General features: G+C 71.5%; 18 protein-coding genes and 2 pseudogenes. 17 read left to right on the top strand and 3 right to left on the bottom strand.

Annotated features, from left to right (window positions below):
* The first annotated feature begins 109 nt into the window (after positions 1-109).
* The 11 genes and pseudogenes from ACFYO2_RS15190 to kynU all read left to right on the top strand — a co-directional run bounded on the left by ACFYO2_RS15190 (position 110) and on the right by kynU (position 11,858).
* A complete protein-coding gene (locus ACFYO2_RS15190; protein WP_388348676.1) occupies positions 110-463 on the top strand; it encodes a hypothetical protein in 354 nt (117 codons plus the stop codon).
* 434 nt (positions 464-897) lie between these two features.
* A pseudogene (locus ACFYO2_RS15185) lies at positions 898-1,422 on the top strand (DUF2617 family protein); the annotation flags it as partial.
* A 614-nt stretch (positions 1,423-2,036) separates the two neighbouring features.
* Positions 2,037-3,674 carry a polyamine aminopropyltransferase gene (locus ACFYO2_RS15180; RefSeq protein WP_388348675.1) on the top strand — a complete coding sequence of 546 codons (1,638 nt, stop codon included), beginning with the start codon at positions 2,037-2,039 and terminating at the stop codon, positions 3,672-3,674.
* Positions 3,675-3,845: 171 nt separating this feature from the next.
* Entirely contained in the window at positions 3,846-4,724 is an 879-nt protein-coding gene (locus ACFYO2_RS15175) for an SRPBCC domain-containing protein (protein ID WP_388348673.1), read from the top strand.
* A gap of 159 nt (positions 4,725-4,883) precedes the next feature.
* Positions 4,884-5,672 carry an aldose 1-epimerase gene (locus tag ACFYO2_RS15170; RefSeq protein ID WP_388348671.1) on the top strand — a complete coding sequence of 263 codons (789 nt, stop codon included), beginning with the start codon at positions 4,884-4,886 and terminating at the stop codon, positions 5,670-5,672.
* Positions 5,673-5,682: 10 nt separating this feature from the next.
* Positions 5,683-6,231 carry an orotate phosphoribosyltransferase gene (gene pyrE / locus ACFYO2_RS15165; RefSeq protein WP_388348669.1) on the top strand — a complete coding sequence of 183 codons (549 nt, stop codon included), beginning with the start codon at positions 5,683-5,685 and terminating at the stop codon, positions 6,229-6,231.
* A gap of 159 nt (positions 6,232-6,390) precedes the next feature.
* The gene (fbaA, locus tag ACFYO2_RS15160; protein WP_388348667.1) at positions 6,391-7,422 is read left to right on the top strand and encodes a class II fructose-bisphosphate aldolase; all 1,032 of its coding nucleotides are present in this window, start codon (positions 6,391-6,393) and stop codon (positions 7,420-7,422) included.
* Positions 7,423-7,492: 70 nt separating this feature from the next.
* Positions 7,493-8,959: an MFS transporter gene (locus ACFYO2_RS15155; RefSeq protein ID WP_388348665.1), complete on the top strand. Its 1,467-nt coding sequence runs from the start codon at positions 7,493-7,495 to the stop codon at positions 8,957-8,959.
* 282 nt (positions 8,960-9,241) lie between these two features.
* Positions 9,242-9,655, top strand: coding sequence for a DUF3151 domain-containing protein (locus tag ACFYO2_RS15150; protein ID WP_388348663.1), 414 nt, complete (start codon positions 9,242-9,244; stop codon positions 9,653-9,655).
* A gap of 150 nt (positions 9,656-9,805) precedes the next feature.
* Positions 9,806-10,645 carry a tryptophan 2,3-dioxygenase family protein gene (locus ACFYO2_RS15145; RefSeq protein WP_388348661.1) on the top strand — a complete coding sequence of 280 codons (840 nt, stop codon included), beginning with the start codon at positions 9,806-9,808 and terminating at the stop codon, positions 10,643-10,645.
* A complete protein-coding gene (kynU, locus tag ACFYO2_RS15140; RefSeq protein ID WP_388348660.1) occupies positions 10,638-11,858 on the top strand; it encodes a kynureninase in 1,221 nt (406 codons plus the stop codon). Before ACFYO2_RS15145 ends, kynU begins: the two co-directional genes overlap by 8 nt.
* A gap of 51 nt (positions 11,859-11,909) precedes the next feature.
* On the opposite strand, the pseudogene ACFYO2_RS15135 reads toward kynU, so the two are convergent.
* Positions 11,910-12,289: pseudogene (locus ACFYO2_RS15135) on the bottom strand (TetR-like C-terminal domain-containing protein); the annotation flags it as partial.
* A gap of 138 nt (positions 12,290-12,427) precedes the next feature.
* On the opposite strand from ACFYO2_RS15135, the gene ACFYO2_RS15130 reads away from it, so the two are divergent.
* The 3 genes from ACFYO2_RS15130 to ACFYO2_RS15120 all read left to right on the top strand — a co-directional run bounded on the left by ACFYO2_RS15130 (position 12,428) and on the right by ACFYO2_RS15120 (position 15,493).
* On the top strand, positions 12,428-13,351 hold the full coding sequence (locus tag ACFYO2_RS15130; RefSeq protein WP_388348658.1) for an alpha/beta hydrolase: 924 nt from the start codon (positions 12,428-12,430) through the stop codon (positions 13,349-13,351).
* A gap of 97 nt (positions 13,352-13,448) precedes the next feature.
* On the top strand, positions 13,449-14,810 hold the full coding sequence (locus tag ACFYO2_RS15125; RefSeq protein WP_388348656.1) for a sensor histidine kinase: 1,362 nt from the start codon (positions 13,449-13,451) through the stop codon (positions 14,808-14,810).
* On the top strand, positions 14,807-15,493 hold the full coding sequence (locus tag ACFYO2_RS15120) for a response regulator (protein ID WP_388348654.1): 687 nt from the start codon (positions 14,807-14,809) through the stop codon (positions 15,491-15,493). Before ACFYO2_RS15125 ends, ACFYO2_RS15120 begins: the two co-directional genes overlap by 4 nt.
* A gap of 284 nt (positions 15,494-15,777) precedes the next feature.
* On the opposite strand, the gene ACFYO2_RS15115 is transcribed toward ACFYO2_RS15120, so the two are convergent.
* Positions 15,778-16,068, bottom strand: a complete 291-nt coding sequence (locus ACFYO2_RS15115; protein WP_388348652.1) for a hypothetical protein — start codon at positions 16,066-16,068, stop codon at positions 15,778-15,780.
* 89 nt (positions 16,069-16,157) lie between these two features.
* The gene (locus ACFYO2_RS15110; RefSeq protein ID WP_388348650.1) at positions 16,158-16,565 is read right to left on the bottom strand and encodes an ATP-binding protein; all 408 of its coding nucleotides are present in this window, start codon (positions 16,563-16,565) and stop codon (positions 16,158-16,160) included.
* Between the two features lie 232 nt (positions 16,566-16,797).
* Between ACFYO2_RS15110 and ACFYO2_RS15105 the strand changes: the two genes are divergently transcribed.
* From ACFYO2_RS15105 to ACFYO2_RS15095, 3 genes are read left to right on the top strand one after another with little or no spacing between them, the layout of a single operon-like run.
* Positions 16,798-17,649 (top strand): helix-turn-helix domain-containing protein, encoded by an 852-nt coding sequence (locus tag ACFYO2_RS15105; RefSeq protein WP_388348648.1) that lies wholly within the window; start codon positions 16,798-16,800, stop codon positions 17,647-17,649.
* Complete coding sequence (locus ACFYO2_RS15100) at positions 17,649-17,846, top strand: DUF397 domain-containing protein (protein WP_388348646.1); 198 nt, start codon at positions 17,649-17,651, stop codon at positions 17,844-17,846. The genes ACFYO2_RS15105 and ACFYO2_RS15100 overlap by 1 nt, the downstream gene beginning before the upstream one ends.
* Complete coding sequence (locus ACFYO2_RS15095; protein ID WP_388348644.1) at positions 17,825-18,262, top strand: VOC family protein; 438 nt, start codon at positions 17,825-17,827, stop codon at positions 18,260-18,262. Before ACFYO2_RS15100 ends, ACFYO2_RS15095 begins: the two co-directional genes overlap by 22 nt.
* The last annotated feature ends 351 nt before the right edge of the window (positions 18,263-18,613 follow it).

The raw sequence follows: 18,613 nt of genomic DNA, 5'->3' as shown, positions 1-18,613 counted from the left end.
TTCCTCAACTCTGCTTTGACCGGTGAGGCGGAGGGGCATCTCCACGTCACGCACCAAGCGAGGCGCCCACGGGGGGCCGCTTCGGGGGAATCGGAAGGAGGGTGACGCCATGATCATCGGCATCATCCTGGCGGTTGTCTGCTTCATCCTGGTCGTGGCTTTCATCGCCACCCGCGCGGGTCGCAGGCACAGCGCGGTACGACCGGTGGGCCGCGGTGGTGGCCGCGGTGGCCGGTCGTCCGGGAGCAGCCACAGCCACAGCAGCGGCGGCAACGACACGAGTTGGTGGGTCGCGGGCGCCGCCATCGGTGACAGCGGCTCGGGATCGTCCGACAGCGGCTCGTCGCACCACGGCGGGCACTCCTGCGGAGGCGGGTCGTCGTCCTGCGGTGGCGGATCCTCGTCGTCCTGCGGAGGCGGGTCGTCCTGTGGAGGCGGGGGCGGATGCGGGGGAGGCAGCTGACACGGGGCAGCTGAGCTCCCGGAAGGGGGAACCGCATCCGCAGCGGGGGCATCGGGGCGTGGAGTCCATACCTGGGTCGGACTCCGCGCCCCGTTGTCGTGTTCGGCTTCCGGCCGGTACCACAGCGACCGGGCGCACGCCCCTGCCGCCCCGGCGCATGCCGTAGTTGAACAGTTGAGCTGTGGAGCCCTCGGAGGGATGGAAACCGCACGAAGTTGGGTAAAAACCCTGTGGTGGCGCCACAGTTCATGATTCCCTCTGAAACCAACGCGGCCCCCCGGGCGCTGTCATCAGGACATCCCGCGGACACCCGACCCGACACGCCGACGGGGCCGACCGGGCAGACCGGGCCGACCGGGCCGCATCCCCCGGCGTCGACCGGGGTGCGCCGGATCCACACCTCCCTATTCTTTGCGTGCTAGCGGAGCCGACCCATGCTCACGACCCTGAAGACCTCCTACACCGACACGCGCGCGGCCGACCTCGCCTGGGCCCTAGGGCGCGAGCCGCTCCCCGCCCTAGCCACACTCGACCTCGAACTGACGGGCGCAAAGCTTCAGTTGAGACTCCTCGGCGCATCCCACCAGGTGCTCCTGGAGGAGGATCGGGGCAGTTGTTCGGAGACGGTGGCGTGCATCGCGGGCAGCAGCACACCGCTCCCGCTGGGCGTGGCCAAGCGGGTGGGCGACTGGGAGTACGAATTCGCGGCCCGGGTCGAGGTCCTCTCGCCGGGCTCCTTCGCGGGCCGCGCCCAGGAGTTGCTGGCCCTGGTCGCCGACCACCCGAACGGCCTCGCGGGCGTCTTCCCCGGCAGCCCGCACGCCTTCACGGCCCTGCTGGCCCAGCATCACGAGGGACAGGTGCACTGGCGGACGTGGCACGCGTATCCGCAGGACGGGCAACTGGTGGCGACCAGGACGCGGGTGGGAGTGAGAGTGCCGTCGGCCCAACTCGGCCCGCGCCGGGCGCGACTCAGCCCGTCGGGGGTTGGTAACTGCTCGCCGGGGGGTGCGCACGAGGTCGAGTTAGCTCGATCGTGTGATGGTCCGGTCGCGGGCTTGCGGGGCCCTGGGCCGATCGGGTTAACGTGATCGTGCGATCTGGGACGCCGGGTACGGCGCCAGCGTGCGGGGCCCCCGCTCCACCAGAGAGATGGTCCGGGGCCTCCCCGTCGCCTCTGGCCGTACGCATATGGCCAGGTCGTGCAGGGAGCTGGCCTCCCGGGATCGGACCACGCACAGGATGCGTGTCGCCGCCCTGGGGTTGAGTACGCCGGGGACCAGTGCGCCCAAGACCGTTCGGGGCGTGCGGCTGAGTGTCATCACTTCTGCTCAGTCTTCAGGAACGGTCTGAGGCTCCCGGGCGGAGTCCGAACGGATCCCGTGGGGTCCCGGAGGCGCGGCTCCCGAGGGACCGGAGGGGTCCCGGAGGCCCGGTTCACGAAAGACCGGAGGAGTCCCGGAAGCCCGGCTCCCAGGGGATCTCCGCGGGTCCCCAACACCGTGGCAACTGACCGACAGTTCCACACGTGTGGGTGACGAAGCGTGCGGTTGCGGTGACGTAACGTCGCAACGTGATCGAACCGCACGCGCCCGCCCCACCCGGCACCACGCTGCCCTGGGCGGGCCCCGCGCGGCTGCCCGTCCGCCCAGGCACGGGCCGGTTCTTCGTCCTCGCCTGTGTCTTCGTCTGCGCGTCCTGCGGACTCGTGTACGAACTCGAACTCGTCACCTTCGCCACGTATCTGATCGGCGACTCGGTCACCCAGGCGTCCGTCGTCCTGTCCGTCATGGTCTTCGCGATGGGCATCGGTTCCCTCGCCGCCAAACGGCTGCGGTGGCGGGCGGCGGCCGCCTTCGGCGCGGTGGAGGCGGCACTCGCCCTGGTCGGCGGGTGCAGCGCGATGGCCCTGTACGCCGTCTTCGCCTGGACCGGCGACTGGGGCGGCCTGTGGGCGAGCGGCCCACGCTGCCTGCTGGTCGCCTTCTCGCTGGCCATCGGCCTGCTGATCGGTGGCGAGGTCCCGCTGCTCATGGAGCTGATCCAGCGCATCCGGCGCCAGGACGCGGGCGGCGCGGTGGCCGACCTGTTCGCGGCGGACTACGTGGGCGCGCTCGTCGGAGGCCTGGCCTTCCCGTTCCTGTTGCTCCCCCTCCTCGGCCAGCTGACCGGCGCACTCCTCACCGGCACGGTCAACCTCATCGCCGGCGGGGCGCTCGTCCTCGGTCTGTTCCGCCGCGACCTGACCCGCCGCGCCCGCTGGGTCCTGCTGCTCACCAACGTGGCCGTGTTCGCCGTCCTCGCCACGGCCGCCGTACTCGTCGACGACTTCGAACATGCCGCGCGGCACGCGGTGTACGGGCAGGACGTACGGGTCGCGCTGCAGAGCGACATTCAGGAGATCGTCCTCACCGGCGGCGCCGACGGCCGTCCCCTCGACCTCTTCCTCGACGGCCGCCTCCGCGTCAGCGGCCGCGACGAGCACCGCTACCACGAGGCTCTGGTCCACCCCGCGATGAACGGCCCGCACGCGCGCGTGCTCATCCTCGGCGGCGGCGACGGACTCGCCGCCCGCGAGGTACTGCGGCACGACGGGGTACGCCGGGTCGATGTCGTCGAACTCGACGAGGCGGTCGTCCGGCTCGCCCGCCGATACCCGGCCCTCGCGCAGCTCAACGGCCACGTCTACGGCGACCCGCGCGTCCACGTGACGACCGCGGACGCCTTCGACTGGCTGCGCGGGGCGCCGCCGGCGACGTACGACGTGGTGATCTCGGATCTGCCCGACCCGGGCATCACAGCGAGCACGAAGCTGTACTCGCAGGAGTTCTACGGCCTGGCGCGGCAGACGCTGGTGGACAGTGGCCGCCTGGTGGTCCACGCCGGTCCGGTCGCCTCCCGCCCCCGCGTCTTCTGGACGGTGAACACCACCATGCGCGAGGCCGGCCTGCACACGGCCCCCTACTGCGTCGGCGGCCGCGACTCCGGCTTCGCCGCGGGCCCCGACCGCTCGGCCGGTGCGTCGAGGGCCCCGCACGACTGGGGGTTCGTGCTCGCGGCACCGGGGGAGCGGCCGGAGCTGCGCCTCGACCCGTCCGGGCCGCCTCCGCGGACGATGACGCAGGCGACCCTCGCGGCGGACGCGCGGGCGGCGGCGAGGGGCAGGATCGGGGGGTTGCCGGCTTCGACGCTGGTGCATCCGCGGTACTGAGTCGGTCGGTGAGGGGGCGTGCGGGGAGCGGTACGAGGACCGGTGCGGAGGCCGGTGCGGAGGCCGGTGTGGAGGCCCGTGTGGAGGTCCGTGTGGAGGCCGGTACCGACGCGCGGTCACTTTCGACCAACCGGGGTGCACGACGGCGCTCACTGGGTAGTCTCGGCTGACATGGAGCATGAGGTGTTCGTTCCGGTTCCGGTCGATCGGCTCAGAGAGGCGCTGGCCGACCCCGCGCGGGTCGCCCGGGCGGTTCCCGGGCTCCAGCAGGACGCCGGTGCCGAGCCCGTCGCGGGGCGGCTGAAGGTACGCGTCGGCAGCCACTCCATCACCTACCGCGGCTCCGTCCGCGTCTCCGGGCAGGACGACGGTTCGTACACCGTCGAGGGCGATGCCGTCGAGGCTCGCGGCACCGGTTCGGTCAAGCTCGCGCTCACGGTTCGTCTGCGCGACGCGGAGGACGGCTCCGGCTCCACGGTGACGTTCGACGGTACGGCGTCGGCGGACGGGCGTGTCACGGAACTTCCGTCGGATGCGGTGGCCTCGGCGGTGGGGCGGCTGCTGGGGCGGTTCGCGGAGAATCTGGGGGTTGCGGGGGAGGAGCCGCGGCCGGAGGCGGCCGAGCCTGAGGTGCCGGAGCCTGAGGTGACCGAGCCTGAGGTGACCGAGCCTGAGGTGACCGAGCCTGAGGTGTCCGAGCCTGAGGCGCCGGAGTCGGCGGCGCCGGAAGTTTCGGAAACAGGCCCCGAGCCCGCCTCCGTCTTCGACACCGAGGTGCCGCCGCCGTCTCTGTCCGACGCCTCCGAGGACCTTGTGGAGCCTGTCGTACCGCCCGTCGAGCCGCCTGCCGAGGCTGCGCACGCGCGGCGGACGATGATCGGGCGCAGCGCGGAGGAGGTCGACCACGCGCCGCCGCGGGGGCGGTACGCGCCTGTTCCCGCGCCGCATGCGGGTGGGGCCAACTCGGCGTTGCGGTGGGTGGCGCCGGCGGCCGCGTTGGTGCTGGCTTCCGCGATCGTCGTGGGCAGGGCGTTGCGCCGACGTCGCTGAGCAGTGGCCCGGCGTGGGGCCGCGCCGGGGGTGGGTGCGCAGCCCGGCGCCGGCGGGGTGCCGCCGCGCCCACCCGTGCCGCCCTGCGGCACGACTGCCCGCGGCTACGGCTGGGATTGATGCCCCGCGCCCCCTTGATCAGCCCAGTAGGGTCGTCGTGTGAGTAACGATGACATCACGCTGACCGCGGGTGACGCGGAAGTGATTGTGCAGCCGGGGAACGGTGGCCGGGTGGGTGGGCTCCGCGTGGGTGGGGTCGAACTGCTGCGGCAGGGGGAGCGGTTCGGCTGCTTCCCGATGGTTCCCTGGTGCGGCCGGATCAGGGACGGCCGGTTCCGGGACGGCGCGAGCGTCCACCAGATGCCGCTCAACAGCCCGCCGCACGCCATCCACGGCACCGTGCGCGACGGTGCCTGGCGCACGGCCCGCGTCACCGCGGACGAGGCGGTCATCACGTACGACCTGGTCGAGCCGTGGCCCTACCCTGGCCGCGTCACCCAGGTCGTCGCCCTCGCCGAGGACGCCCTGACGCTGACCATGTCCGTGGAGACGTACGACTCCTCCTTCCCGGCCCAGATCGGCTGGCACCCGTGGTTCAACCGGAACCTGGGGCAGGAGGACGTACGGCTCGACTTCGACCCCGCCTGGCAGGAGGAGCGCGGCGAGGACCATCTGCCCACCGGCAACCGCCTCGACCCGAAGCCCGGCCCCTGGGACGACTGCTTCGGCATGCCGGACGGTGTCGACGTCACGCTCACCTGGCCGGGGCAGCTGGAGCTGAAGGTGGCCAGCCGCGAGAAGTGGGTCGTGGTGTACGACGAGCAGGAGGCGGCCGTGTGCGTGGAGCCGCAGACGGGGCCGCCCAACGGGCTGAACACGCTGCCGCGCCTGGTCACACCGTTGGAGCCGCTGGAAGCCGCGACCACCTGGACCTGGCGCCGCCTCTAAGCTGACAGGCATGACTGACGTACGCGGCGAGCTGCTGCAGCAGATCAAGGACAAGGCCGTGGTGCACGGCAAGGTGACCCTGTCGTCCGGCAAGGAGGCCGACTACTACGTCGACCTGCGCCGCATCACGCTGGATGGCGTGGCCGCCCCGCTGGTCGGTCAGGTCATGCTCGACCTGACCGCCGAGCTGGACTTCGAGGCCGTGGGCGGGCTGACGCTGGGCGCCGACCCGGTGGCGACCGCGATGCTGCACGCCTCCGCCGCCCGTGGGAAGACGCTGGACGCCTTCGTCGTACGGAAGGCGGGCAAAGCGCACGGCCTGCAGCGCCGTATCGAGGGTGCCGAGGTCGAGGGCCGCCGGGTGCTGGCCGTCGAGGACACCTCCACCACCGGAGGTTCGGTGCTGACCGCGGTGGAGGCGCTGCGCGAGGCCGGTGCGAACGTCGTGGCGGTCGCCACGATCGTGGACCGTGCCACCGGCGCCGCCGAGGCGGTCGAGGAGAAGGCGGGGGTCCCGTACCTCTTCGCGTACTCGAAGGACGACTTGGGCCTCGACTGATCCGGGGTGATCCGGCCCGGTTATCCACAGGCTGGACACGGGGGAGGGACCATCCGGCCAAGTCTGGAAAGATGGGACCGACGATGACGTCACCCCCAAGGTCTAGGTCAGGGCCGTAGGACGCAGAACGCCAACCCGCACATACCAAGGAGCGGACAGATGCCCATCGCAACCCCCGAGGTCTACAACGAGATGCTCGACCGGGCGAAGGCAGGCAAGTTCGCCTACCCGGCCATCAACGTGACCTCGACCCAGACCCTGCACGCTGCGCTGCGCGGCTTCGCGGAGGCCGAGAGCGACGGCATCATCCAGATCTCCACGGGTGGCGCGGAGTTCCTGGGCGGTCAGCACAACAAGGACATGGTGACCGGCGCGGTCGCCCTGGCCGAGTTCGCGCACATCGTCGCCAAGAAGTACGACATCACGGTCGCGCTGCACACGGACCACTGCCCGAAGGACAAGCTCGACGGGTACGTACGCCCGCTGCTCGCCGTGTCCGAGGAGCGCGTCGCCCGCGGCGAGAACCCGCTGTTCCAGTCGCACATGTGGGACGGCTCGGCGGAGACCCTGGCCGACAACCTGTCCATCGCCCAGGAGCTCCTGGAGCGCGCCCGCGCCGCCAGGATCATCCTCGAGGTGGAGATCACCCCGACCGGCGGCGAGGAGGACGGCGTCTCGCACGAGATCAACGACTCCCTGTACACGACGGTCGACGACGCCGTTCGTACGGTCGAGGCCCTCGGGCTCGGCGAGAAGGGCCGCTACCTGCTGGCCGCGTCCTTCGGCAACGTCCACGGCGTGTACAAGCCGGGCAACGTGGTCCTGCGTCCCGACCTGCTCAAGGAGCTGAACGAGGGCGTCGCCGCCAAGTACGGCAAGCCGGCCGGCTCCCAGCCGTTCGACTTCGTCTTCCACGGCGGCTCCGGCTCCTCCGCTGAGGAGATCGCGACCGCGCTGGAGAACGGCGTCGTCAAGATGAACATCGACACCGACACGCAGTACGCCTTCACGCGCCCGGTCGCCGATCACATGTTCCGCAACTACGACGGCGTCCTGAAGGTCGACGGCGAGGTCGGCTCCAAGAAGACCTACGACCCGCGCACCTGGGGCAAGCTGGCCGAGGCCGGCATGGCCGCGCGCGTCGTCGAGGCCTGCGGGCACCTGCGCTCCAGCGGCACGAAGATCAAGTAGTTCGTACGCCCGTACGACGGTTTCAGCGAGCCCGGTGCCACAGCACCGGGCTCGCTGTATACCTGGGGGCATGCCCGATGTCCGGCTGGCCTCGCCGCAAGGCAAATGGATCCTGTTCACCACCGTCCTCGGCTCCAGCATGGCCCTGCTGGACTCGACCGTCGTCAACGTCGCCCTGCCCCGCATCGGCCGCGATCTCGACGCCGACCTCGCCGCCCTGCAATGGACGATCAACGCGTACATGCTGACGCTGGCCGGGCTGATCCTGCTCGGCGGGGCCCTCGGGGACCGGTTCGGCCGCCGGAAGATCTTCGTGATCGGCGTGGTCTGGTTCGCCGCCGCCTCCCTGCTGTGCGGGATCGCCCCGAACGCCGGCTTCCTCATCGCCGCCAGGGCGCTGCAAGGGATCGGCGGCGCGCTCCTCACGCCGGGCTCGCTCGCCATCATCCAGGCCTCCTTCCATCCCGACGACCGGGGACGGGCCGTCGGTCTGTGGTCCGGGTTCGGCGGGGTCGGGGCGGCGGTCGGGCCGTTCGTGGGCGGCTGGCTGGTGGACGGGCCGGGCTGGCGGTGGGTGTTCCTGCTCAACGTGCCGCTGGCGCTGCTGTGCGCGCCGATCGCGGTACGGCATGTTCCCGAGTCGGGGGACGGCCGTGCGCACACCCGCTTCGACGTGCTGGGAGCGGTGCTTGGCGCGTTGGCGCTCGCGCTGGTGACGTACGCGCTGATCGAGGCCCGGGAAGGCTCCGTGATCGTCGTGCTCACGGCGGTCGCCGGGGTGGCCGCCGGCGTGGCCTTCGTCCTCGTCGAGCGGCGCAGGGCCGATCCGATGATGCCGACGGACATCTTCGCGTCCCGCCAGTTCACCGCGGTCAACCTGGTCACCCTGTGCGTGTACGCGGCCTTCGGCGGGTTCTTCTTCCTCGCCGCACTCCAGCTCCAGGTGGTCGTCGGCTACTCGGCCCTCGGCGCCGGCACGGCACTGCTGCCGACGACCGCCCTGATGCTGCTGTTCTCCGCCCGCTCGGGCGCCCTGGCCGCCCGCATCGGGCCGCGTATCCCGCTCACCGTCGGGCCGCTGCTGTGCGCCGGCGGGATGCTGCTGATGCTGCGGGTCGGGCCGGGGGCGTCGTACGTCGTGGACGTCGTGCCGGCGCTGCTGGTCCTCGGACTGGGGATGGTGACCCTGGTCGCGCCGCTGACGGCGACCGTCCTCGGGTCCGTGGACACCGCGCGGGCCGGGCTGGCCAGCGGCATCAACAACGCGGCGGCCCGGGCGGCGGGCCTCATCGCGGTGGCGGCGCTGCCGCTGATCGCCGGGATGGGGGAGGAGGCGTACCGGTCGCCGGGGGCCTTCGACGACGCGTTCGGGCGGGCGATGGTGGTGTGTGCGGGGGTGCTGGTGGTGGGGGCGGCGGTGGCCTTCACGACGGTGCGGAAGCTTCCGCCGGACTGCCGCAGGCCGGAGTGCATCACGCACGGGTCCGTGACGGCGCCGCCGCTGGAGGGGCAGCGGGCGCGGGGGAGATTGGCGTAGTGGGGTGCGGGTGCGGGTGCCGTGCGTGTGCTGGTGCCGCTTGCTGGTGCCGGCGGGGTGGGTTGCGCAGCCCGGCGCTGCGGGGTGCCGCTGCGCCCACCCGTGCCGCCCTGCGGCACGACTGCCCGCAGCTGCGTCGGCGCGACTGTCCGCAGCTGCGTCGGCGCGACTGCCCGCAGCTGCGTCGGCGCGGCTGACCGCGGCTCGTCGGCACGACTGTCCGCAGCTACGGCGTTGGTACGGCTGCCCTCGGGTGGGTGGGAATGGAGGAGACTGGGGTCCATGTCCATTCACGAAAATCTCCTCGGGGGACCGCCCCCGACCCACCTCCCCGACGACCCGGAGCCGCGGGAGCTGCTCGCGAACGGCACCGCGCCCGCCGCCGTCGCCGCGAAGTACCCGACCTCCTCGCTGGCCTGGGCACAGCTGGCCGACGAGGCGTTCGAGCGGGGCAGTGTCGTGGAGTCGTACGCCTATGCCCGTACGGGCTACCACCGCGGCCTGGACTCGCTGCGCCGCAACGGCTGGAAGGGGCATGGGCCCGTGCCCTGGGAACACGAGCCGAACCGTGGCTTCCTGCGCGCCCTGCACGGCCTCGCCCGCGCGGCGCAGGCGATCGGCGAACAGGAGGAGTACGAGCGCTGCTCGCAGTTCCTGAAGGACTCCTCGCCGACGGCCGCCCAGACCCTGGGCTGAGACGTTCTCCCGGTACGGCCCGCCTGCGCGATCAGGCGGGCCTTGCCTTTTCGGCGGACCATCGAAGAAGATGCCCGGCGGGGACCGGGGCCCCCGTGTCGGTAACGGCAGGGGCGGACCGCTACCCGGAGTACACATCAGGAGACAGCGATGTCCCAAGAGGCTCACGAAACGCAGGAGCCCGAGACCCCGCATCTCGACTTCAACGGCACGACCCCGTACGAGGACTACGTACAGGCGGACGTGCTCACCCACCTCCAGCACACCCTCTCCGACGACCCCGGAGAGATGGTCTTCCTGGTCACGACCCAGGTGATGGAGCTGTGGTTCACCGTCATCGTCCATGAGTGGGAGACCGCGGCGCGCGCCCTGCGCTCCGACGACGTGCCCACGGCTGTCGCCGCGCTGAAGCGTTCCGTACGGGAGCTGGAGGCGCTGAACGCCTCCTGGAAGCCACTCGGACAGCTCACGCCGGCGCAGTTCAACTCGTACCGCAGCGCCCTCGGCGAGGGCTCCGGCTTCCAGTCGGCGATGTACCGCCGCATGGAGTTCCTGCTCGGCGAGAAGTCCGCGTCCATGCTGGTCCCGCACCGGGGCGCGCCCCGCGTCCACGCGGAGCTGGAGAAGGCGCTGCACGAGCCGAGCCTGTACGACGAGGTGCTGCGGCTGCTCGCCCGGCGCGGGCACGCGATTCCGGCTGCTGTCGTGGACCGTGACGTGTCGCGCCGCTACGAGCCGTCGCCCGAGGTGGAGGCGGCCTGGACCGCCCTCTACTCCGGTGACGAGAGCGCCGAACTCGCCCGCCTCGGCGAGGCGCTGACCGACGTGGCCGAGCTGGTGTGGCGCTGGCGCAACGACCACCTGGTCGCCACCCGGCGCGCGATGGGATCCAAGACCGGCACCGGCGGCTCCGCCGGGGTGGCCTGGCTGGAGAAGCGCGCGCAGAAGAACGTGTTCCCGGAGCTGTGGACGGCGCGGGCCCATGTCTGAAATCACTGAACTGGCCTTTAAGGCACGGGAGTTGGACGCCGGTGACGAGCTGGCGGGAGTTCGCTCGCAGTTCGTGCTCGACGACGTGGTCTACCTGGACGGGAACTCGCTCGGCGCGCTGCCCGTGGCGGTCCCCGGCCGGGTCCAGGACGTCGTACGGCGGCAGTGGGGCGAGCTGCGCATACGGTCCTGGGACGAGAGCGGCTGGTGGACCGCGCCCGAGCGGATCGGCGACCGGATCGCCCCGCTGGTGGGCGCGGCGGCCGGGCAGATCGTGGTCGGCGACTCGACAAGTGTCAACGTGTTCAAGGCACTGGTGGGAGCGGTGCGACTGGTTCGGCTCAGCGACTCCGCTCGCGACGAGATCGTCGTCGACGCCACGACCTTCCCCACGGACGGGTACATGGCCGAGTCGGCGGCCCGGATGACGGGGTGCACCCTGCGTCCGGTGGCGCCGGCCGAGGTGCCGGGGGCGCTGGGCGACCGTACCGCCGCCGTCCTGCTCAACCACGTCGACTACCGCACCGGCCGGCTGCACGACCTGCCCGATCTGACCGCGGCCGTGCACGCGGCGGGCGCGGTCGCGGTGTGGGACCTGTGCCACAGCGCGGGCGCCCTGCCCGTCGGGCTCGACGAGCACGGCGTCGACCTGGCCGTCGGCTGCACCTACAAGTACCTGAACGGCGGCCCTGGTTCACCGGCGTACCTCTACGTCCGCCGTGAGCTGCAGGACCGCTTCGACTCCCCGCTGCCCGGCTGGAACTCCCACGCCGAACCCTTCGGCATGCGCCCCGACTACGAGCCGGCCTCCGGCCCCCAGCGCGGCCGCGTCGGCACGCCCGACATCCTCTCCATGCTCGCCCTGGAGGCGGCCCTGGAGGTCTGGGACGGCGTCTCGATCGACAGCGTCCGGGCCAAGTCCCTCGCCCTGACGGACTTCTTCCTGGAGTGCGTCGCCGAGTACGTCCCACCGGGCCGGGTGGAGTCGCTGACGCCGGTGGCCCACGAGGAGCGGGGCAGCCAGGTGGCCCTGCGGTGCTCCGACGCCGGTGAGGTCATGGAGCGGCTGATCGGGCGGGGGGTCGTCGGGGACTTCCGGCGCCCGGACGTGCTCCGCTTCGGCTTCACGCCGCTGTACGTCGGGTTCGCGGACGTGGAGCGGGCGGCGAGGGTGCTGGGGGAGGTGCTGCGGGGCGGTGCGGGGAACGGCTGACCAGCTGGACAACGACTCCGGTCAAGCGACCTGAGGAGGCGGTCATGGCGGTCAGGCCGAGGTGGCGTACACCCCGGCCTGCGCCGCCGCGACCGCCGCGTCCGCCGCCCGTTCGGCGTCGGCGGGGTCCGGGGTGGTGCCGGTGGTGAGGAAGCCGTGGTGGAGGGGCGCCGAGACCGCCCGTACGACGGTCGCCGGGGCCGTGCCGGCCGGCAGCTCGCCCCGGGCCACGCCCTCCGCCACGCAGGGGGCCCACTCCGCCACCCGTACCTCGTAGAAGCGCCGCAGCGCCTGGGCCGTACGTTCGTCGCACGCCGCCGCGGCGATGACCGCGCGGAACAGGGCGCCCTGCCGGGGGTCGGCGAGGGTCCGCCGGACCAGCGCGGCGTGGGCGCAGGTCGCCCCGTGGAACCGGTGCGCGTGCGCGGCAGCCGTTTAACCCTCACCGAGCGTGACATCCCCGTGTCCGCGCACGTCATCGGCCTGATAGCGTCCCGCCAACGGCCGAATTCTCTCCACGGATTGCATCCCGGTCCGCCAAGTCCGTTTCGCCGCTGAGAGGTTGGAGCATGCCGGACGACGCCGCAGCACTCGATGCCGCAGCTGCCCGTGCCGCCGCCGAAGAGGAGTCGGCCTTCTCGCACACCGCGGTCGACCCCGACGCCACCGCGGCGTACGGCGATCACCCCGACCAGGTGATCGACTTCTACGCCCCGCACGTCGAGGTCGTACCGGGGGTTCCCGCTCCGCTGGTCGTCGTGCTGCACGGGGGTGCATGGCGGGCGCCGTACGACCGCCGGCACATCTCGCCGTTCGCGGACTACCTGGCGCGTCGGGGGTTCGCGGTGGCGAGCGTGGAGTATCGGCGGGGCGGAGGCGCTGGTGAGGGCGGTGGTGGTGGTGCGGATGCCGGTGCCGGTGCGGGTGCGGTCGCGGGCCGGTGGCCGGACACCTTCGACGACGTCGCCGCCGCGCTGGAGGCGCTGCCCGCCCTCGTCCGCGAGATCCTCCCGCAGGCCGACCCGCGCCGCATGGTGGTCACCGGCCACTCGGCGGGCGGCCACCTCGCCCTGTGGGTCGCGGCCCGTCATCTGCTGCCGGCCGACGCCCCCTGGCGCACGGACCGTCCGGCGCCGCTGCGGGGGGTCGTCGCCCTCGCGCCGATCGCGGACCTCGCGGTCGCGGAGAAGCTGGATGTGTGCGGCGGGGCGGTGCTTCAACTCCTCGGCGGGGAGCTCGGGTTCGCGGAACGGCAGCCGTACGCGGACCCCGCGCTGCTGCTTCCCACGGGTATCGCGACGACACTCGTCCAGGGCCGTGCCGACCTGGTCGTCCCGCAGGCGGTCGCCGAGTCCTACGCGGACGCCGCGGCGAAGGCGGGGGAGGTGGTGGGCCTGACGTTGCTGGAGGACGTCGGCCACTTCCCGCTGATCGATCCGGCCGCGGACGCGTGTGCGGTGGTGGCGGAGGAGATCGCGCAGTTGGCTTGGTGACCCGGCCCGGAGGCACCCGTAGTACCTGAGAGGGATGCCGAAGGACCCCTCTCACTGGTGACGACCGCGGCCCGGTCCTCCCCCTACCGTTCTGTATGTGACCGAGACGACCCAGACGCAGCCGCTGCAACCGCCGCAACCGACGCCGCCGCACGACCCGTTCGCGGCGTACAAGCCGCGCAGCCCCGAGTTCCGGCTGGCGGCGGACGCCCTGCGCGGACTGCGGCAGGACCTGTTCCACGATGCCTTCGCCTACCGTCCGCTGCACCGCAGGAGCGTCGACGGCCCCCTGACCAGGCGGCTGCCCGGGCGCACCCGGGAGTACGCGGCCTGGACGCCGCACGCCGTGATCACCGCGGCCGCCCTGCTCGCCTTGTTCGCCGCCACCGTCGACGGGGGCTTCGGTCTGCTGCTCGGCGCGCTCGCCGTGATCCCGATCCTGCTGACCATGGCCCGGCCGGTCGGAGCGTTCTGGCTGTCCATGGCGGCCACGCCGTTCGCTCTCCCGTTCGGCGACTCGTGGGGCGAGTGGCCGTGGCTGCCGGGCAGCTTCGTCTGCCATCTGACGGTGCTGACGGTCGTGGCCGTGCGTACCAGGCCGCGCACGGCCGCGTGGATGTGGGCGCTGACCGCGGCGTACGGCATCTCCGCGGAGACGCTGTTCGGCTCGGGCCACTACTCCACCAACAGCGGCCCCATGCTGGTCGTCTCCGCGCTGGTCCTGCTCGCCGTCACCGTCTGGCACATACGCCGTGACGCCGAGCAGGAGGTGACCGCCCAGCAGACGGTGACCGCGCACGAGCGCTCCCGGCGAACTCTGCTGGAGGAGCGCACGACGATCGCCCGCGAGCTGCACGACGTGGTCGCGCACCACATGTCGGTCGTCGCCATCCAGGCGGAGGCCGCCCCCTACCGGGTGGAGAACCCGCCGCCCGAGCTGGAGCGGGCCTTCGTCACCATCCGGGAGAACGCGGTCGCGGCCCTCACCGAACTGCGCCGGGTCCTGGGCGTCGTCCGCGCCGAGGACTACGAGGCGCCGGACGCCCCGCAGCCGACCCTCGCCGACCTGGACGCGCTGCTGGCCAACGTGCGGGACGCGGGGCTGGGCGTCGACAAGACGGTGACCGGAGCGGTGCGCGAGCTGCCGCAGGGCGTCGAGCTGTCGGCGTACCGGATCGTGCAGGAGGCGCTGAGCAACACGCTGCGGCACGCGCCCGGCGCGAGCGCCCGGGTCGAGATCGGTTACGTCCTCGGCGGGCTGGGCCTGCGCATAGTCAACGACCCGCCGCCCGCGCCGGCCCTGGTGAAGCCCTCGCCCGGCGCCGGGCACGGCATCACCGGCATGCGGGAGCGCGTCTCCATGCTGAACGGCGAGATGACGGCGGGCGCGACGGACGAGGGGGGATACGAGGTGACGGTGTTCCTGCCGGTGCCCGTCGTGAGCGAGGGCGACGCGTGACGCCGGGCACGACGCCGGGCACGATCCGCGTCCTGATCGCGGACGACCAGATGATGGTGCGCGAGGGCTTCTCGGTACTGCTGAACGCGATGCCGGACATCGAGGTCGTCGGCGAGGCCGTCAACGGACGGGAGGCGGTGGACCGGGTGCGTGAGCTCGCCCCGGACGTGGTGCTCATGGACATCCGCATGCCGGAGCTGAACGGCATCGAGGCGACCCGCGAGATCGTCGCCGCGGACGGCACCGCGAAGGTGCTGGTCCTCACCACCTTCGACCTCGACGAGTACGTGTACCAGGCGCTGCGGGCGGGAGCCTCCGGCTTCCTCCTCAAGGACGCCTCGGCCCGCCAACTCGCCGACGGGGTGAGGGTGGTGGCGTCGGGGGAGGCTCTGCTCGCCCCCACGGTGACCAAGCGCCTGATCACCGAGTTCTCGAAGCTGTCCGAGGCCCCGCGCCTCATGCCGTCCGCGCAGGCGGCGTACGGCGACCTGACCGAACGGGAGACGGAGGTACTGGTCCTGATCGCCCAGGGCCTGTCGAACGCGGAGATAGCGGAGCGGCTGGTGGTGGCCGAGTCGACGATCAAGACCCACGTCAGCAGGGTCCTGGTGAAGCTGGGGCTCAGGGACCGGACACAGGCGGCGGTGTTCGCCTACGAGGCGCGGTTGGTGACGCCCGGCTAAGCGCTCCGCGGGAAGTGCCGCGATGGGCCGTCGGTCGTCTGCGGCGCGGTCGTGGCTGATCGCGCAGTTCCCCGCGCCCCTTCAGGGCCTTGCCGAACCGCAGTGAACTTCGCCCGGCCCGGTTAGGCCCCGACGGCACCCTGTGCTCGCCGACCGAGTGTCGGGTTCTTCTCCAGTTCGGCTCGCAGGACCTCGACGGCCTCCAGTGCCCCCGCCGCCGATGTCGAGGCAGCGGGCTCGGGCCTCACTGGTGATCTCGGCTACGGTCGGCTGCTGGTCGTCGCTCACCGATCGTTTCCCCGAGCCGTGTGGATTTCGGCGACGGCCGCGGCGACGGCCGTGTCGAAGCCGGGATCCTGGCGCGCGACGACCCGGCCGCGGAACTCCTCGACGAGGCGGACAACCCCGGACAGGTCCGCGGGATCGGCATGGTTGATCTCACGGGCCAGCTCGGCCTCGAAGTCGTCTGCGTCGCCGGGGAAGCCGTAGCCCATGGTGAGGGCGGCACGGAGCTCCCCGATGGTGCGCATGGAGGGGAGGTGGGGCTGGCCGGGCTCTGCCGGTTGGCTGGTCATGGCGTCGGCTCCCTTTCGCCGTGTCGCTTTCACCGTAACCGGAGGATTCCGCGACCGGCTGCTGCTAACACCGCGTTCGTCGCGGCGACTCACGCCGCGGCCAGTTCGCACCAGACGTACTTTCCGCGGTTGCCGTTTCTGGACTGCGGCTGCCACCCCCACAGGTCGGCGCAGGCGCGGATCAGGGCGAGACCGCGGCCGTCCTCGGCCTCGGCGAGGTGGGCCAATGGTTTCGGCGGCTCGGGCGGCTCGGGGTCCGCGTCCCACGCGCCGATCCGTAGGACTCCGGCCGAGTACCGCACACGGAGGGCCGCCGGGCCCTTGGTGTGCAGTACGGCGTTGGAGACCAGCTCTGCGGCGAGGAGTTCGGCCGTGTCGACGAGGGTGATCAGGCCGTGGAGGGTCAGGATCAGACGGAGGGTGCGGCGGCAGACGGTGACGGCTCGGGGGTCGTTGGGGATGTGGAGGGAGTATTCCCACGGTTCGCTTTCGGGCATGCGGCAACTCCGGCTCACTGGTGAGGGTTTCGGACGGCTGCGGGTATCGGACGGTGGCATTGCCGCAGCCGTCATGGCAGGACGGAGTGGTGCGCTTCCGGTTACCCGATGTTCCGCAGTGTGTGCGTCGCGTCACTGACGGTAGAGGAGAAATTTCTCCTAATGCAACCCGTTGCCGTAATCTGGCACCCGAACGTGGCACGTCTGCATGGGCGTTGGGACGGGAGAACGTATGGCGCCGAGGATCAATCCCACCGCTCGGCAGGTGCGGCTGGGGGCCGAGCTGCGCAAGCTGCGTGAGGCGGCAGGGCTGAAGGCGCGTGAGGTGGCGGCGTTCCTGAACTCGACTTCGGCGCAGATGAGCCAGATGGAGGCGGGTATCTCGGGCGTCAGCCCGGAGCGGGTCCGTCGGCTTGCGGCTCATTACGGCTGCGGGAACGAGGAGTTCGTCGACGCCCTGGCGGTCATCGCCGGCGAGCGCTCACATGGCTGGTGGGACGACTACCGGGGCATCCTGCCCCAGGTCAACATGGACGTGGCCGAGGCGGAGCATTACGCGACGTTCCTACGGGAGGTCGTGATCACGTATGTTCCTGGGCTCCTCCAGACACCCGACTATGCCCGCGCGGTCTTCAGGTACATGCGCCCGGAGCTGCCCGAGAGCGAGCTGGCACCGCGCGTGGAGCACCGGATGAGGCGCCGCGCCGTCTTCGAGGGCGACACCCCGACGCCTTACGAGACGGTGATCCACGAGATGGCCCTACGTTGCCATGTGGCCGATCGCGGGACATCGCGTTCCCAACTCCGCTTCATTCTGGACGAAATCGAAGAGGGCTACGTCGGCGTGCGAGTCATCCCGTTCGACCAGGAAGGTTTTGCGGGTGCTGGAGCCTCGTTGGTGTACCTGGGGGGCCCGGTTCCCCAGCTGGACACCGGGCTGCGCGACTCGCCCACCGGCGTTGTGTTCTGCGATGCAGAAGCGCAGTTGAAGCACCTCCGGACGCTGTTCCATAAGGTGGCGGAGGCGTCGCTGGACCCCACAGCGTCGCGGGACTTCATCCACCGACTGGCGAAGGAGCTGTGATGAACTGGCGGAAGTCGACGTACTCCAGCGGCGGCGAGGGTGACACCTGCGTCGAGATAGCAGAGGACCCCACCCGCATAGCCATCCGCGACTCCAAGGCCCCCGCCCGCGCCACCCTCTCCTTCCCGACCCCCGCCTTCACCGCCCTCATCGACCACCTGAAGGGCCAGCCCTCATGGAACAGCGAGTCACTCTGATCACCCTCGGCGTCTCCGATCTCGCCCGATCCAAGGCCTTCTACGAAGCCCTCGGCTGGCGGGGCCAGGAGGTCGAGGAGACCGTCTTCTTCCAGGCGGGGGGCTTGGGACTGGTCCTGTGGGGGCGGGACAAGCTCGCGGCGGACTGTGGGCTGGAGGCCGGGAAAGCGGACGGGTTCGGCGGCATCGTGCTCGCGCACAACGTTCGGTCCGACGCCGAGGTCGACGAACTGCTTGCCGCTGTGGAGCGAGCCGGCGGTACGGTCACCAAGCCCGCCGCTGTCAATGAGATCGGCTTCTACTCCAGCGCGTTCATCGACCCGGACGGCCACGCCTGGGAGGTTGCCCACAACCCGGGGTTCCCGCTCGCCGAGGATGGCACGGTCGCGCTCCCCGACTTCGGCCAGACCTCCTAGCTGTGCCGTCTCATGAGGTTAGATCCGCGATTGGCTGAAGCCTTGGTGTAGAAGTCTGCCCGTGTCAGTGGCCGTCGTTCCGTTGACGGAACCGGCCGCTGCACATCGGCCTGATACCGAGCCGACGCAGGGTGTGGCGACCGAGGACAGAGGGCGCCGCGCACGCGGTGCAGCCGCCTGTCCGTGGTCGGGTTGGACTGTGCACCCAGCGGCGGTGTGGTCGACGAGTGCACGCCCTCGCTCGACAAGGGGACCTCCCTCCGTGCCGGTCCGGTCGACAAGACCGGCGACTGGCGGGGAGGGGCCGGTCCCTCCCCGGTCCGCCGCGTCTGCTTGGGTGATCGTCACGTT

Source organism: Streptomyces sp. NPDC006602 (genome assembly GCF_042870385.1).
Classification (GTDB): Bacteria; Actinomycetota; Actinomycetes; order Streptomycetales; family Streptomycetaceae; genus Streptomyces.
The sequence above is the reverse complement of the archived record's forward strand: the minus strand, read 5'-3'. Positions and strand labels throughout refer to the sequence as shown.

Bases quoted from the DNA above. Each gene is read 5' to 3' on its own strand.
- ACFYO2_RS15190 (WP_388348676.1), top strand. From the start codon at position 110: ATGATCATCGGCATCATCCTGGCGGTTGTCTGCTTCATCCTGGTCGTG.
- ACFYO2_RS15175 (WP_388348673.1), top strand. From the start codon at position 3,846: ATGGAGCATGAGGTGTTCGTTCCGGTTCCGGTCGATCGGCTCAGAGAG.
- pyrE (WP_388348669.1), top strand. From the start codon at position 5,683: ATGACTGACGTACGCGGCGAGCTGCTGCAGCAGATCAAGGACAAGGCC.
- fbaA (WP_388348667.1), top strand. From the start codon at position 6,391: ATGCCCATCGCAACCCCCGAGGTCTACAACGAGATGCTCGACCGGGCG.
- ACFYO2_RS15155 (WP_388348665.1), top strand. From the start codon at position 7,493: ATGCCCGATGTCCGGCTGGCCTCGCCGCAAGGCAAATGGATCCTGTTC.
- ACFYO2_RS15150 (WP_388348663.1), top strand. From the start codon at position 9,242: ATGTCCATTCACGAAAATCTCCTCGGGGGACCGCCCCCGACCCACCTC.
- ACFYO2_RS15145 (WP_388348661.1), top strand. From the start codon at position 9,806: ATGTCCCAAGAGGCTCACGAAACGCAGGAGCCCGAGACCCCGCATCTC.
- kynU (WP_388348660.1), top strand. From the start codon at position 10,638: ATGTCTGAAATCACTGAACTGGCCTTTAAGGCACGGGAGTTGGACGCC.
- ACFYO2_RS15130 (WP_388348658.1), top strand. From the start codon at position 12,428: ATGCCGGACGACGCCGCAGCACTCGATGCCGCAGCTGCCCGTGCCGCC.
- ACFYO2_RS15115 (WP_388348652.1), bottom strand. From the start codon at position 16,068: ATGACCAGCCAACCGGCAGAGCCCGGCCAGCCCCACCTCCCCTCCATG.
- ACFYO2_RS15110 (WP_388348650.1), bottom strand. From the start codon at position 16,565: ATGCCCGAAAGCGAACCGTGGGAATACTCCCTCCACATCCCCAACGAC.
- ACFYO2_RS15105 (WP_388348648.1), top strand. From the start codon at position 16,798: ATGGCGCCGAGGATCAATCCCACCGCTCGGCAGGTGCGGCTGGGGGCC.
- ACFYO2_RS15100 (WP_388348646.1), top strand. From the start codon at position 17,649: ATGAACTGGCGGAAGTCGACGTACTCCAGCGGCGGCGAGGGTGACACC.
- ACFYO2_RS15095 (WP_388348644.1), top strand. From the start codon at position 17,825: ATGGAACAGCGAGTCACTCTGATCACCCTCGGCGTCTCCGATCTCGCC.